At 47.6% G+C, this 14,140-nt stretch carries 24 protein-coding genes and 1 pseudogene; 22 read left to right on the top strand and 3 right to left on the bottom strand.

Translation table 11 applies throughout. The annotated features are described in order from the left end of the window. The 22 genes and pseudogenes from AB5903_RS05340 to AB5903_RS05235 form a co-directional block, all read left to right on the top strand. A pseudogene (locus AB5903_RS05340) lies at nt 1-225 on the top strand (thrombopoietin receptor); the annotation flags it as partial. Further along, the gene (locus AB5903_RS05335; protein ID WP_004293666.1) at nt 226-546 is read left to right on the top strand and encodes a hypothetical protein; all 321 of its coding nucleotides are present in this window, start codon (nt 226-228) and stop codon (nt 544-546) included. 19 nt (nt 547-565) lie between these two features. Beyond that, the gene (locus AB5903_RS05330; protein ID WP_004303935.1) at nt 566-985 is read left to right on the top strand and encodes a hypothetical protein; all 420 of its coding nucleotides are present in this window, start codon (nt 566-568) and stop codon (nt 983-985) included. A 32-nt stretch (nt 986-1,017) separates the two neighbouring features. Next, nucleotides 1,018-1,536, top strand: a complete 519-nt coding sequence (locus AB5903_RS05325) for a hypothetical protein (protein ID WP_004293668.1) — start codon at nt 1,018-1,020, stop codon at nt 1,534-1,536. A 34-nt stretch (nt 1,537-1,570) separates the two neighbouring features. Further along, a complete protein-coding gene (locus tag AB5903_RS05320) occupies nt 1,571-1,750 on the top strand; it encodes a hypothetical protein (protein WP_004293669.1) in 180 nt (59 codons plus the stop codon). Next, nucleotides 1,701-1,994, top strand: a complete 294-nt coding sequence (locus AB5903_RS05315) for a hypothetical protein (RefSeq protein WP_004303931.1) — start codon at nt 1,701-1,703, stop codon at nt 1,992-1,994. Before AB5903_RS05320 ends, AB5903_RS05315 begins: the two co-directional genes overlap by 50 nt. A gap of 11 nt (nt 1,995-2,005) precedes the next feature. Beyond that, on the top strand, nt 2,006-2,509 hold the full coding sequence (locus AB5903_RS05310; protein ID WP_004293671.1) for a hypothetical protein: 504 nt from the start codon (nt 2,006-2,008) through the stop codon (nt 2,507-2,509). A gap of 17 nt (nt 2,510-2,526) precedes the next feature. Next, entirely contained in the window at nt 2,527-3,231 is a 705-nt protein-coding gene (locus AB5903_RS05305; protein WP_008672671.1) for a radical SAM protein, read from the top strand. A 20-nt stretch (nt 3,232-3,251) separates the two neighbouring features. Then, entirely contained in the window at nt 3,252-4,154 is a 903-nt protein-coding gene (locus AB5903_RS05300; RefSeq protein WP_004293673.1) for a hypothetical protein, read from the top strand. A gap of 101 nt (nt 4,155-4,255) precedes the next feature. Then, nucleotides 4,256-4,732: a hypothetical protein gene (locus AB5903_RS05295; RefSeq protein WP_008143055.1), complete on the top strand. Its 477-nt coding sequence runs from the start codon at nt 4,256-4,258 to the stop codon at nt 4,730-4,732. A gap of 38 nt (nt 4,733-4,770) precedes the next feature. Next, the gene (locus AB5903_RS05290; protein ID WP_004293675.1) at nt 4,771-5,217 is read left to right on the top strand and encodes a hypothetical protein; all 447 of its coding nucleotides are present in this window, start codon (nt 4,771-4,773) and stop codon (nt 5,215-5,217) included. A 22-nt stretch (nt 5,218-5,239) separates the two neighbouring features. Further along, nucleotides 5,240-5,746, top strand: coding sequence for a hypothetical protein (locus AB5903_RS05285; protein WP_008143058.1), 507 nt, complete (start codon nt 5,240-5,242; stop codon nt 5,744-5,746). 12 nt (nt 5,747-5,758) lie between these two features. Then, the gene (locus tag AB5903_RS05280; RefSeq protein ID WP_008143060.1) at nt 5,759-6,352 is read left to right on the top strand and encodes a hypothetical protein; all 594 of its coding nucleotides are present in this window, start codon (nt 5,759-5,761) and stop codon (nt 6,350-6,352) included. Then, entirely contained in the window at nt 6,328-6,663 is a 336-nt protein-coding gene (locus AB5903_RS05275) for a hypothetical protein (protein WP_004293678.1), read from the top strand. The genes AB5903_RS05280 and AB5903_RS05275 overlap by 25 nt, the downstream gene beginning before the upstream one ends. Nucleotides 6,664-6,666: 3 nt before the next feature. Beyond that, complete coding sequence (locus tag AB5903_RS05270; protein ID WP_008143063.1) at nt 6,667-7,323, top strand: hypothetical protein; 657 nt, start codon at nt 6,667-6,669, stop codon at nt 7,321-7,323. A 22-nt stretch (nt 7,324-7,345) separates the two neighbouring features. After that, on the top strand, nt 7,346-7,654 hold the full coding sequence (locus tag AB5903_RS05265) for an LPD28 domain-containing protein (protein ID WP_008143065.1): 309 nt from the start codon (nt 7,346-7,348) through the stop codon (nt 7,652-7,654). Between the two features lie 13 nt (nt 7,655-7,667). Then, complete coding sequence (locus AB5903_RS05260; protein ID WP_008143066.1) at nt 7,668-8,078, top strand: hypothetical protein; 411 nt, start codon at nt 7,668-7,670, stop codon at nt 8,076-8,078. A gap of 154 nt (nt 8,079-8,232) precedes the next feature. Continuing rightward, the gene (locus AB5903_RS05255; RefSeq protein ID WP_004293682.1) at nt 8,233-8,556 is read left to right on the top strand and encodes a hypothetical protein; all 324 of its coding nucleotides are present in this window, start codon (nt 8,233-8,235) and stop codon (nt 8,554-8,556) included. Beyond that, the gene (locus tag AB5903_RS05250; protein ID WP_008143069.1) at nt 8,528-9,184 is read left to right on the top strand and encodes a hypothetical protein; all 657 of its coding nucleotides are present in this window, start codon (nt 8,528-8,530) and stop codon (nt 9,182-9,184) included. The genes AB5903_RS05255 and AB5903_RS05250 overlap by 29 nt, the downstream gene beginning before the upstream one ends. A 162-nt stretch (nt 9,185-9,346) precedes the next feature. Beyond that, nucleotides 9,347-9,877 carry a hypothetical protein gene (locus AB5903_RS05245; protein ID WP_004293684.1) on the top strand — a complete coding sequence of 177 codons (531 nt, stop codon included), beginning with the start codon at nt 9,347-9,349 and terminating at the stop codon, nt 9,875-9,877. Further along, on the top strand, nt 9,874-10,272 hold the full coding sequence (locus AB5903_RS05240; protein WP_008143073.1) for a hypothetical protein: 399 nt from the start codon (nt 9,874-9,876) through the stop codon (nt 10,270-10,272). The genes AB5903_RS05245 and AB5903_RS05240 overlap by 4 nt, the downstream gene beginning before the upstream one ends. A 10-nt stretch (nt 10,273-10,282) precedes the next feature. Further along, nucleotides 10,283-10,486, top strand: coding sequence for a hypothetical protein (locus AB5903_RS05235; RefSeq protein ID WP_004303920.1), 204 nt, complete (start codon nt 10,283-10,285; stop codon nt 10,484-10,486). 414 nt (nt 10,487-10,900) lie between these two features. On the opposite strand, the gene AB5903_RS05230 is transcribed toward AB5903_RS05235, so the two are convergent. Genes AB5903_RS05230 through AB5903_RS05220 form a run of 3 tightly spaced genes read right to left on the bottom strand, consistent with a single transcriptional unit; the run spans nt 10,901 to nt 14,079 of the window. Beyond that, nucleotides 10,901-12,910, bottom strand: a complete 2,010-nt coding sequence (locus tag AB5903_RS05230; RefSeq protein ID WP_005654039.1) for an alpha amylase C-terminal domain-containing protein — start codon at nt 12,908-12,910, stop codon at nt 10,901-10,903. Nucleotides 12,911-12,935: 25 nt separating this feature from the next. Further along, a complete protein-coding gene (locus tag AB5903_RS05225; RefSeq protein ID WP_005654041.1) occupies nt 12,936-13,382 on the bottom strand; it encodes a YhcH/YjgK/YiaL family protein in 447 nt (148 codons plus the stop codon). Between the two features lie 31 nt (nt 13,383-13,413). Beyond that, a complete protein-coding gene (locus AB5903_RS05220) occupies nt 13,414-14,079 on the bottom strand; it encodes a DUF2461 domain-containing protein (RefSeq protein ID WP_005654044.1) in 666 nt (221 codons plus the stop codon). Between the last annotated feature and the right edge of the window lie 61 nt (nt 14,080-14,140).

Raw genomic sequence — 14,140 nt, 5'->3', positions numbered from 1 at the left:
GTACCTGAATACGCGGCAGAAGACCGTGAGGACTGGCGTGTGTCGGAGAGCAGTGACGGCTGTTTCACGCATAACTCACTGCTCGCCCTGTGCAAGGGTAATGAAGAGGTGTGCCAGGATCTGTTTTACAGCCTTGAATGGACGTACCCGACCACCTTGCTGGAAGAATGGGACTCGAACGGCTATTTCGATGAGATCGAGGGCTGGTATGACAGTAACGATTAAATGGAACGGCATATCATGGACAGGAAATACAAAATCACATACTCGGGAAAAATCACGGGCAAGACCCCGAACTACATATTGAGCCTGCGGGCGCATCTGAAAGGCATCTTCCCTGAAATGGAACGGTATGGTAAGGAAGAATTCGACCACGTGCTTCATTGCATCAGCTCGTTCATTGATGATTTTACCTTCAAGGTACGCAATTCCCGATACCGGGGAGACATCCTGAAAAGGACTATCAGTAACGACTGCCTGAAAGTGTTCAACCTGGGTGACGAGAAAGTGATACTGACCGTCTCCTTCACCCCGCTGGAAACATGAAACCAACAATATGACAGATATGGATAAAATACAGAAAGACAATGCGGAGCCGGGCAAAGCCCCGGACAAAATGAGCGCCGACAAGCTGCATCTGTTCGCCACCCAGTACGCCTTTATCGACGGACGGCTGCACGAGGCCGAGCAAGCCATGCTGAAATTCATGCTGGAGTTCCTGGCACAATATGGCCGCGTATCACTCGGCCTTACAGAAGAGGAGGAACTCGATGACAACAACTTCCCCGTCACGACAACCTTGTACGGGAAGCACGACACGCCCCGTATCAAGCTTACCGATGTCTACCTGACGGATGACGGGGAATATCTCCTTGCTGACGGAATAGATGCGGAGACCGGGGAAAAACGGGACGGATTCTATATCTACAGCGAACAATACGCCGATATCTTCCAGTTCGTCGGCCACGCTTCGGAGATGAACTGACGAATGAGGAACAACCATAAAACGAAATATCAATGGACTGTATCAAAGATTTACAAGACGCCATCCGCAACATTCTCGTGAACAACGGCCTTACGGAACTCTGTCTGGGAGAGCCTGACGAACTGGACGATCCCACCTATATCATCTGGTATGACAGGCACTGTGAGCCTCACGAAGACCCGGTATTGAAGGTTTACCTTGAAAATGAGGGCATTGCCGTTGAGGTCGAAGCCCGCAGTTTCGGGAACACGATAACCGTCTACGATTATGACATAGACCGTATTGAATGGTGGAAAGGCATTCATGCCAATATTCTGGAAGTGCTGGAGCGTGACGGCAAGCGCCGGTGTCCGGCCTGTGGCAGGACGGTCAAGGGGAAGCAGCGGTATTGCGGTGCCGGATGCCGTGATTTCATGACTCCCGGACCGACAGTGGAGCAGGTCGCGGAAAAAGCCAACCGGAATATCCGCAAACTGGCAAGCCTTGCCGCCGGAAAAGACAAGGCGTACCGGAAGCGGCTGATAGAGAAATATACCGTCGGTCCGTCATAAGCCGGCTTTGTTACACTAAAAAATGTATGATATTATGGCAACAAGAACCATTTACCTGACCGTACGGCTCGATATCGACAACCCGAAGGCTGATGAAATAACGGACGAAGAGGTTGACGAAATTATCAGCGAAGTGGACTATGAATTCAAAAATTACGGGGACTATGAAATCGACACGGAAATCTGCGGGAAAAATGACGAAGGTGGTCTTTAGACGCTATCCCGACGGACAGGTCATCGCCCTGTTCCCGGACATACCGTGGAGCGGACGGCGGGGTGAAATAACCTCCTACATGCATGTCGGCCAGCATGGCGCAGCCGACTATGCGGGCGTGATCGCCATGACACGGCCAGCCCATGAAAAGGAGTACCGCAACCCGCTTTCCGAACTGAGAGCCATCGGTTACGATGACCTACACATCATGCGGCGTGCAAGACCGAAATTCATAAACAGCTAAAAACAAATCTTATGTCTCATAAACCGAATGCCGTTCCTGTCTTGCAGGAGGGAACGGTCTATACAATTATACTTGACAACGGACGAAAGGTCCACGACGTAATCTATCATGCCTGTGTCGCCTCCGGCAAGTCGTATTTCGCCAAAGGCGATAAGACCTATCCCGCCGAAAAGGTGCGGAACCATTCAATCACCGGACATGCCGCATCGGACGGCTCTAGAAGGAACGGCACACCCAATCCCGACCGCTTCGCCATCACGGATGAAGTGTGCGAGGTCGTTGATGTAGTTACCACGCCGGAAACCAATCCGGAAATGTTCCGGTGTCGTGTCAAATGCCTGATGTATTCAGGCCTGTCACAAGCCGAGGCTGAGAAAGTCATCGCTTCAACGCCACTAAAGCTGGAACTCTTCTACGACGTAGGCCGTGGCAGTTTCGCTATTGACGCCGAGGCAGTTGGCAACACACCGCTGTATAATCCTTACACGGGAAAGGAAATCCCGGATGAAACCTAAGCCGAACTACATCGAATATGAGAGAACTATATATCAAGAATCTCTGCATCGAGATTACCCGACGTTGCAACATGCGCTGTACCCATTGCATGCGGGGAGATGCCGAATCCGTGGATATCCCTTTGAAACATATAAGCAACCTGCTGCGGCATGTCAGGCATATTCACCATTTCAACATCACGGGCGGCGAGCCGTCGCTTAACGTCCGGGCCATCCGCCATATCCTCGAACGGGTACGCGCCTACGGTATTACTGTCAATGACTTTTATATCGTAACCAACGGCTCTGCCACATCCCGTTCGGAGGAATTCATAGAAGCCTGCGCCGCACTGTACGAGTACCAGGAGGAAAAGGAACAGGACTCCGGCCACATGCTCGAAATGAGCGACGACCGCTTCCATGATCCGGCAGAGCATGCCGCCACGCTCGCGGCACTTTCCCCGTATCCCTTTTTCGGAGTCCGGGGACAGGCCGAGCGTATCTTCCTTTTCCGGGAAGGCCGCAGCACGGAGGGGTTTCCGAACCCTGTTCATGGGATTTATCTTACGGAGGAGAACTACGTTTACGGCGACCTCTGTCTCAATGCTGAAGGCATGGTTCTCTCCAACGGGGACCTGAGTTATGCCCGCCAACGGGAACATGCCCTGTGTCCCTGCGGGAAACTGATGCAATATCTCCGGATGACCTTGAAAAAGCGTCAAAAAGAAAGATTGTACGAATAAATACACAAATCAAAAAACTTATGTCAATCGTATGCAGTATCTGCGGCGGCACTGGAGTGAAATGTACCGCCGTCATCGACCCGAACACCAGACAGTTCCTCGAATTTACCCGCAACGCCTTGTCGGACGGCCGGTGCAGCCAGTGCGGCAACGTTGCCCTGACCGACCCTGACGAAGTAAAAGCCGGGCTGGACAAGCTTTGGACGGAATATACGGCGCGGCATCGTGCCGCCCCCAACTACACCTGCTGCGACATTGTCCGGCATGGTGATTACGACGGGTGTGAAAAGGCGTATATCCGCATCGGAGGCCCGTCAGACGTGGTCGAGAAGTATCCGGTCGTGGCCGTGTGCCGCGACCTCGAAGAGCTCAAATCACTTGCGCTCCCTGACCCGACGCGAGAATTTACCCTCATGGGAATTCAAGGGTTCGAGTTCCACGACGTGTTGGAAAACAAGACCTACGAGATCGGGGTGGACGACCTGAAAATTCCCGTCACGACGAAAGAGGTGCTGGACTTTTACCCGGCGGAACATCGGCTGAAAGAAACGGACATCGAACAATATGCCGCGGCTTACACGGCCCGTATCAAGGCGTACAGGGAGTATACCCGTCAGCTCGACGCCACACTCGTGCGGCGGCTTCTCGACAAAGAGCGGCTGATGAAAGTCGGCGAGAGCGACGGTTTCCGCTTGAAACTCCATTTCGACTGGTTTGTCATTTTAAAGCGGGAGAACGAAAGGATGTACGCGCCTTTCAAATACGCTGTAAATGCTTATTGTCTGGATAATATCCAAACTTTCGACCGTCGTTATGTCACGCTCGAAGATGCCTTGCTCCACTGCCTGAACGGTTTCAACGAGAACGCGAACATTCCTAACCGTTACAAGTCCATCGGGCATTACCTGTCGGGGAAATCCTGACGACGGGCAGTGTATCGACGGGTTACCGGAGGCCACGGGTGCTTTCCCCTTGACCGGAATACCGTCGGAACAAGTAACAATGTAACCAAAGAATAAAAAATATGATGAATGATTATAAAATCAAGAACATTCTCGAATCCCTGAAAGAGGAGGTCGAGAACGGGAAGGTATCCCTGCGGGAAGCTGCTGTCGAACTTCATAAAGCCGGCTGGACGAATTTCATCGACATCGACGCCACGAGGAACCTACTGAAGACCCGGAATGTAACGGGGAACGGAAATGTCCCGGGAGTTTCCGACATGATGGGAAAATACCGCGAGATGAAAGCGGCGCACCCGGATGCCCTGTACATTTTCCGAAACGGGGAATCTTGTGAATTGTATGAGGATGATGCCATCGCCGCTTCCGGCATTTTGGGCATTGCCACCGCCGAACGCGTCGACGGGCAAGGGAAAGGCGTCAAGGAACTGCGGTTTTCTTTTCGTGACCTGGACGTGTATCTCCCCAAACTGATACGCGCCGGAAACCGGGTGGCTGTCTGCGAACCGAATCAAACCGGTTCGGGCAAACGAGTTTGATAACCATTAAATAACAAATATTCAAAACCCAAAGACACATGATAAAGATAACAACGATTTTCGGCGAGGACGCCGTACGGGAATATGAAGAGAACAATGAACTGCCTTCTGAAGAATGGCTGGCGGATAACGGGGGCGTCGTGGACGAGAAAGAGTTCGAGACTGAGGCGGAGTACAATGCCTACATCGCCGGGGTAAACGATGCCGACGGATGGAGTGATTATCATATCATACGCCACCGGTCGGAAGAGGCGGACACCTCGAGAGAGGAAAATCTCTGGCTACGTCTCGGAATTAGCGTCCGGGGCAGCCGGGAGGACATCGAAAGGATTCTAAACGGGGACACCGAAACCCTTCGGAAACTGCTCGATGCCGGACGTTATGGGATTGGCGGAGAGACCTATGTCCCTGGTTCGACCGTCGAGGGGTACAACGAGGACCACGACACGGAGTTCGAGGAGGAAGACGTGGAGTTCCATTTATAATAAAACCACACCATCTGCAATAATGATAACAGTAAAAGTTCTACTCGGTAAGGATACTGTAAGCATATACAGGAAAACCGGGGATATCTCGTCGGTGGAGAGCACGGCCGAATCCGGGGGATATGTGATAACCAGACATTTCGAGACCGAAGCTGAATACAAAGCCTACGCAATGGCTGTGGAAGACCTGGACGGACATGAAGACTGGCAGATGCTGGCTCCTGCCGTTACGCCGGAAGCTCCGTTCCGCAAAGGGGAATTTGTCCGGCTGACAGACGATGCAATTAAGCGGATACGTGAAAGTTTCGGGGACGGACCGGCTGACTACAGAAAGGAAATGATTTTGGAGGTGATTGCCTGGTGCCGCTATGAAGGCACATGGATCATTGAAGTCCGAGATATCCGTGAAGACGATACTCAGGAGTTCGATGCCGTTTTTCTGCGCCCCTTGACGGCACGGGATCTCGTGGCTATTTCCGCACCCCGACACCCGCTATCCACTGCGATATATCCTATTCACATCCGATAACTTAAATGATGCATGATGGAAAATATATTCATACTGCCCGGAAACGAACAGGAACTGTTTAACCGGTATTTAGATAACAACGAATACGGCCCTCTGAAAGAACGGCTGGAACTGGTCAGGAAAGCCTTGAGCAACAAGCTTTCCCCGGATGAACGCAATAAGCACGGGCTGAACGTGGGTGTGCATGAACTGTCCATGGAACGTAAGGAACTGGAAAGAAAGATATTCCAAATGGCACTCAAATCCTTTGCAGAACGGGTTTGTGACGAGCAACGCGCTCTTTGCGAACAGGGGTTCTGGCAGGCACCGTGCGGCAAAGAGGCGGAATATATCTCCTCCGCTCCGGTTCCGGACCTTGTAACGGACGTGAAGCAGTACAAGACCATTTGCCGCTGGTGGGAGAAGCTGTCCGATACCAGGAGGCTGAAGGTAGCGGCGATGTTTGCAAACGAACTGGGACCGATATACGGGCACGACACCGAAACGCTGGAACGGATTTATAGCCGCTGGTTTCTACTCTCCTTAGATGGCAAACAACGCATCTACCATTCATGGACCACAAACGAAAAACAGACTTCACTATGCCATACAAAAGCTCGGGAATAATCATCAGCGGGACACAATATGACCGCAGGCAGAAGCTCACTCCTTTTCAGAAGGCTGAAATTTTCCACCGTTACATGACAGAAGCTGTCAGCCAGCGCCAGCTTGCCCGGGAATACGGTGTCAGCCGCAGGCTGATAACCTTCATTGTGAACCCAGAAAGCGAAGAGCGGAACAAGGAACTGCTGAGAGAGAACAAGGCAAAAGGCTTGTATAAATATGACCGGAAGAAACATACCGAAAATATACGCAACCACCGTCGTTACAAACAGAGATTATTTCAAGAAGGTAAAATCATACTAAAAGATGGATAGACAATGAGAATACAGGAGAAACAAAAAGCGTTGGAACAGGAAGTTATAGCCAACCTGTGTGCGATACCGAAAATGCCGGAAAATATGTTGCCCCATACGGTATATGTCGAGGAGGAAGGGGAAGACGGGTATGGGCACGGGATACCGGTATACACCATGTACCGGTTGGAGGAGATACGCACGGACGGAAGCTGCACGCTTTACAACGCGGAAAGCCGGGAGCGTTTCACCTGCCGCCACCTGCATGAGATTAACATGGACTGGCTGGTGACAGTCTGGGAACGTTATCTGGAACTCTGTGTCGAGCAGGATATCTGGAAAGGGAATGCCGTTGCATTCCTGAAAGACCGTACCGGCAAACCGGAAGAGGAAATCATTTCATTCGTGGAAACCTCGTGGGACAAATGCCAGGCTTATACAGACAACCTCAAGGCGTTTCTTGGGGAAGATAAAGACCGGGAAATATGGATATTCTCTTTCCCGCTGGACGAATTTGAACGTGACGTTCCGGCCGGGAAAATCATCGTTGATTACGAAAATAACCCCGCAACGCGGGTTGAGAAGATGATACCGCTGGAATTTACGGCCAACATCAATGATGAATGTTTTGATGACCGGAACAATTGGGTAAGAGCCATTGAACTTCCCAAGCAGGAATAATAAACTATTTGAATCAATAAATATGATTACAAAAGAAAACATTGGCAACGAGACCTTTGAGTCTATGACCATCAATGACACGCCTGCATTGTTTACGGATATGCGGATTGACCGGAATGCCGTTCCGGAGGGACTGTACGCATACGATATCCGGGAGTCGGATGACGGGGACCGTCTGGCGACCATCGAACCGACGGTGATGGTAAATCATGGCGGAACCATCCTGACCAGGAAAGAGTTTATCACGGAAAAGGACGGCTATGTACAGATTGACGAATACGGTTTCGAGGACTCCATGACACTGGAAGAGTGGCTTGAGGAAAACAATTAAATGTATAAAGGATATGGATATTAAGGAACTGACAGAAAGGTATCGGGATCGTTTCGATGCCCATTACCTGCAAGACGATAACGGAACCGGCAGAAAAGGTCGGAAACGGAAAAAGGAAGTTGAGACCCCAAATTTTCTCAAGGATGTCATCCGGCCGATCCTGGACACTTTGCCGGACTTGTTGCCGGAGTACGGGTTCACCAAAACTACGGATGATTACGCCATGTACGGCGAGTATTACCGTATCAAGGCGGGTATCGTCCTCGTGGGAGGTTTTTCCATCGATGAGGATTTTAACCTGTACTTCACGCCATTGTTCCATGGCAAAGCCTGCGGTAAGAGTCAAAAAATCGACAGCATCGGACAACTCGTTGAAATCATCCGCGAACAATTTGAAAGAAGGGAGGTGAAGATGAAAGGATAGTTTCATGCAATAGACATGGGTCGTTCCGTAATTTATTGTATATTTGTCAGATGAAGAAAGTCTGTATATGTATTTCGGACGAAAGCCCGGCAGTTGAACGGATTACAGGCACTTTCATGTTTGGCTGACATCAAACCTAATATATCTATTTGATATGAAAAAGGAAGAGATTATTCGCCGCTGTTACGGCGGCATGAAGGAAAGGCATGGCGTGGAAACCATCATCCTTTTCCATGTCGGAGATTCATTCGAGGCGTATTTTGATGATGCCGAAACGATTACCCGGATCACGGAAGTGCCCCGGTTCAAGATGACGGCGGCGGGTATACCTGCCATCAGGATTTCCGACGCCGCCTTGGAAGAATGTAGAAACCGGTTGCTGGATGCAGGATGCAAGGTATGCGTGTCCGAGGTCCGGGGGGTATCCGGCCGCCACATTCTCAAAATCAATGAAACAAATACGGAAACGGGCCGATGAATTGGTATTGATAGCGGCAGCAATAGGTCCTTGGACACTGTTGGTGGTAGCGGTATTAATCATCGGAACGCTGAAATGCTGTCTGACCACGGACTCGGACAGCATTGACGAAAGTATCAACAAATCACCGGGGATAGTCGCGCATGTCATGGTACTGGACAGTACGGATAATGGTTTTCGGGTGGTTTATGCGACGGCTGAGCCGGTAACGGATGAAAGGTTTGCCGAGATATGCGACAGGCCGGGTATTCTGGAGGGGTTCGAGAACCTGAAACGGAAAGCTCCCGAACACTTTGGCGGCAACCTGCTGGAAACCGACATCTGTGACTTCGCGTTGTACGCCTACCGGTTTCCTATCGATAAGGACGTACGGATACACAATATCTTTGTCGCCGGTAAAGAGAAAATGGACTTCTATGTCCGGAACAACCCGGACCTGCCCGGGTGCGCTACATGGATGCACCACGGTACGGAACAAGGGAACCAATATCTGAATGCTGACGATATAAATCACTGTATACCCAACGGAAGGCGGATTTACCGTTATTGGAAATGCCGTTATCTACTGCAAACTTCTGATACTGACGAGCGTTTCAGTCATTTTACAGAGGAGGAAAGGCTGTACTGAATGCAGCCTTTTCTCTATATATATTACACATAACCATCTGAAAATTAATAACTAAAACGTTTTGTTGGCGTGAAAAATTGGCATATATTTGTATGGAAAAGTGACCCATTGAAAACAGATTGTCAATTGAAAGCAATAGATTGAATATGAAAGAACAGTAATATGACATCGGAAAAATCGCAACTGAAGTTTGCGAGATCGGAAGAGACGGGCGAACTGATAGGGTTCGTTTCGCGCCATTCCAAGACACGTAAATTGATGGGAGTCCGTGAAGACTCAAGATTCGGCAAGCAGATTTGTGTCCTTTCGGAAGACCTGAAAGGAACTCTCGAGCCAAACATACTATACTCGGTAGAGTTGAAACCCATGCACAAAGCCAACGGGTATGTAGTCGTTGCCGCTACCCCCGTGTTATTTCAGGCGCATGTGGAAACAGTGATCGTCCCGAAGACATTGTATCAAGTAACTGTGACGTTCGGCAACAAAAAGATTTTCTTCGACCCGAAAGACGGCAAGAGCGTAATGAGCCGCACAATAGACGGTGTGCTGGAAATCCTCAAGGGACGCAAGGATATCAAGTACAAGGAAGGTGTCATCACCGACTATCTGAATCAGGCGCGTGCTCTGGTACGACGTATGGAATCCGACGGGTTCATCTATACGGGAGACAGACATCAGGGAGGAATTCAATGAAAGAAAAACCGGTCGTGGGTATTGCGACCGACGGTGCCCATTCTGCAAAAGAGAGGTTGACACGCTTCCGGGCTGTCGACCTCTCTTCAGGAAAAGAACTCTTTTCCAAAGCTATCGGTAACTGGACGAACAATATCGGGGAGTTTCTCGGCATTGTCGAGGCGGTCAGATATGTCATGGAACATCCGGAAAGTCCGCGAACAATCTACTCGGACAGCATTACAGCCATCACGTGGTATTGTAACAAACAGACAGCCTCTTCACGCAGATGCCCGGCATTGCAGAAAGCGGAGATATTCCTCAAAGTGATGGAGGCAAGAATCAAGGACATCGAAGTGCTGCACTGGGACAACCGCCTGTGGGGTGAGATTCCTGCCGACTTCGGAAACAAATAACAACATCAATATGGCAAAATTAAAATCACAGTCACAGAAATATGTTGAGCTGAAGGAGGAAGACTACCTGCTGCTCATCGAGAATACCATCAAGATGGAAGCCCTGAAGATTGCCGGTATCGAAAAGATGCCCATATACAAGGCTATGGAACATATCCTTGAACACGAGCACATCGACCTGCTCGTCAAACCCGTTTCAAGGAGATATTCTTGATTTTTTTAGGTGGACAATAATACACCCCACAAGCAAAATCAATGCTTATCAGTACCAAATGATAGTATATAATAACAATTAATGTAAATCAATGCAAATCAGATGATTAAGAAAGTGGCGCATGTACGGAATTATCTATACCATACATGCGCCACTTTGCTCTATACACTTTTTGATTTCCTTGATTGATAAAAGAAGGTTCTTTTCCAGTGTTTTACAATCCGACTTTTTTATATACTTTTGTCTTCAGTATCAGTTGGTTATTGAAACCCTCTATGTATGCTTATAAGTAGAGATTAGCTTTTTTAAGCGAAACTAACTACTGGTTATCAATCAATTATCAAACAAAAAAAGTTTGCCATTTAGGATCTGCCTCTTTTTTTAGTTCTCATGGTTATATTTTCTGTTTTAATTTTATTTGCCTCTCTTCAATACCATTGCCGTACGTGCCGGAATGTAAAGTTTAAGCCACTCTTTTTTCTCTTTTTTATATAAAGGGTCTGAAAGAGTAAAATGCTTCACTGTATCATCAGTCAGTCCGTGGCCGCCATAATCAGGATTATCTGTATTTAAAATGACTTCGTACTTACCGGCAGGAACTAAAAATCCATAGTCAGTGAAAGACTGTTTGGGGTTGAAGTTGAATACAAATATCAAATCCTTACGCATATACGCCAATATCTGATCACCGTCATTATGCCAGATTTCCTGAATTGGTGTAGTTTGGAAGTTTTTTACGCTTTTAATAACTTCCAACATGGCGCAATCAAAATCGCCCAGATAATGATATGCCAGATTCTTGTTATCTACCAGATTCCATTGACGACGGGCATATTTGCACGACCAGCCATTGCCTTCACGGGGGAAGTCTATCCATTCGGGATGACCGAATTCATTACCCATGAAATTAAGATAACCGCCATTGATAGTCGATGCAGTGAGTAAACGTATCATTTTATGCAAAGCAATACCGCGATGTACCGTATAATTTTCATCGCCTTTTTGCATATGCCAATACATATCGGCATCTATCAAACGGAAAACAATGGTTTTGTCACCTACCAACGCCTGGTCATGACTTTCTGCATAAGATATTGTTTTTTCGTCCTGGCGACGATTGGTTACTTCCCAGAACATGCTGGATGGTTTCCAATCTTCATCTATCTTTTCCTTGATAGTCTTAATCCAATAATCGGGAATATTCATAGCCATGCGATAATCAAAGCCATAGCCGCCATCTTCAAATTTGGCTGCCAGACCGGGCATCCCCGATACTTCTTCCGCAATGGTGATTGCTTTGGGATTAACTTGATGAATCAAGCGGTTGGCAAGTGTCAGATAACAGATCGCATTATCATCTTGGTGACCGTTGAAGTAATCCCCATAATTACAGAATGCTTCGCCTAAGCCGTGACTGTAATACAACATAGAAGTCACGCCGTCAAAACGGAAACCGTCGAAGTGATATTCTTCCATCCAATACTTGCAGTTGGATAGTAAGAAATGGATTACTTCATTCTTTCCATAATCAAAGCAGAGCGAATCCCATGCCGGGTGTTCACGACGGGCACCCGGATAGAAATATTGATTCGGATCACCGGCAAAGTTACCCAAGCCTTCAACCTCGTTCTTCACTGCATGAGAATGAACAATATCCATGATAACGGCAATACCCATGCTGTGGGCAGTGTCAATTAATTCCTTCAGCTCTTCCGGAGTACCGAAACGGGAAGAAGCCGCAAAGAAACTGGAAACATGATAGCCGAAACTTCCATAATACGGATGTTCCTGGATTGCCATAATCTGAATACAATTATATCCGTCTTTGGCTATGCGCGGAAGAATCTTTTCCTGAAACTCTCTGTAACTGCCTACTTTTTCCTCCTCTTGTGCCATACCGATATGGCATTCATAAATCAGCAGCGGGTCTGTAGCAGCTTTGAAAGTTTTTTTCTTCATCTTGTACGGTTTCTCCGGAGACCATACCTGCGCACTGAATATTTTGGTTTGCTCATCTTGGACAACCCGGTTGGTCCATGCCGGGATACGTTCGCCGCAACCGCCGTCCCAATGTACCATTAACTTATACAAGTCACCGTGTTTCATGGCATCAGCCGGGAGCTTTATTTCCCAATTACCGTTTGCTTTTCGTTTCAGACTGTATTTTTTCTCTTCTTTCCAATCGTTGAATGTACCAATCAGGAAAATCTGGGTGGCATTGGGAGCCCATTCGCGGAAAACCCAGCCGTTATCAGTACGGTGCAAACCAAAATAAAGGTAGCCGGATGCAAAATCCGACAATGTCTGTTTCCCTTTATTGGTTAACTCTGCCTCTTTTTCAGAGGCATGTTTATGGCGGCCGTTTATGGCATCTGCATATGGTTCCAGCCAAGGATCGTTCTTAATCAAATTCAGTGTTTCCATAGAGGATTGTTTTTGGGTATTTGTATTATGCTTTAACTTTCACAATAACTTTTTTCACGCCGTCCGGAGTGATTCCGGGAGCATGTCCGTCTTGTGGGAAGAAAATGGCAAACATACCCGGTTTTACTTCGATATAGCTTTCTGCCAGACCGGTAAAGAAAGTAATATCCTTTTCCGCGTTATAAGGAGCATCTTCCGGCACACAATCTTTTGCTGCGGTATAACCCATTATTTCAGTACCCGACAGAGGTATTTGGATATCAATAAAGTCTTTATGCGTTTCCAGTTTGGCTTCTTCCTTTGTTTTAGGTTTGGTTTGCGCTACGTTTACAAGCAAATCCTTACCTTTAAGTTCGGTTTTTCCCACTTCCAAAGCGTTTAAATCGTGTGATTTCAAAAACTCAATAGCCTGTGCGAATAAAGGATTCAGCGAAGCATATTTCTCTATGTTTTCAAGTCTGTCTACTACCATAATTCAATTGTTTTTAAATTAGTTTTTAAATTTATTCAAAGTCGTCTATCGTGTAATTTACAAAGTCGGAAAAACGTTTCAGTTGCCTGAAAATATCATCTGTACGTTCCAGAAAATCAGGAGCTAAAAAGAAACTGTCAGGCTGATGACAGGAAACTGTATATTCTTTACATTGCAGATATTTCAAATACGGATAGTCTTTAGAGAAACCTTTTGGAGCTGTTTTTAGGAAATTCTCGCCGACAACGGGAAAATATTGTTTAAAAGCCGGGTCTTCGACAATTCCTCGAAACTCATCCATGTTATCATAAACCGCTTGCCTCAAGGCTTTCAGCAGGGGAGAGGGCGGGCAATAACTGCCACCTGCCAAAAGGCAGTTGCCCGGTTGTAAATGAACATAGTATCCGCAATGGTCTGATTTCTTTCCTTTGGCATTGATATAGCCGCCAAAATGATTTTTATAAGGCGTTTTATCTTCGGAAAACCGTGTGTCTCGGTAGATACGGTATGTACAGTCTCTGGCTTCAATGCCGCGAATGCTTTCGTCAAACAATGAGATACGGGAGATAATTACTGTCAGCAAGTTCTCAAACTCGTTCCGGGCATTTTCATACTGCTCCCGATGGGCGTTGAACCATTCACGATTGTTGTTGGCGGATAGTTCTTTCAGAAATTGAAATATAACAGGGATGTTCATATCGTATATATCCTTATTTCTGCCAAATTTACGGATAATATTTCTAACATGCTACAAATAG

The organism is Bacteroides sp. 2201st1_D9_2201SCRN_220225 (assembly GCF_040928965.1).
GTDB classification, from domain to species: Bacteria; Bacteroidota; Bacteroidia; order Bacteroidales; family Bacteroidaceae; genus Bacteroides; species Bacteroides stercoris.
Note: the sequence above shows the minus strand (reverse complement) of the source record. Positions and strands in the feature narration are given on the sequence as shown.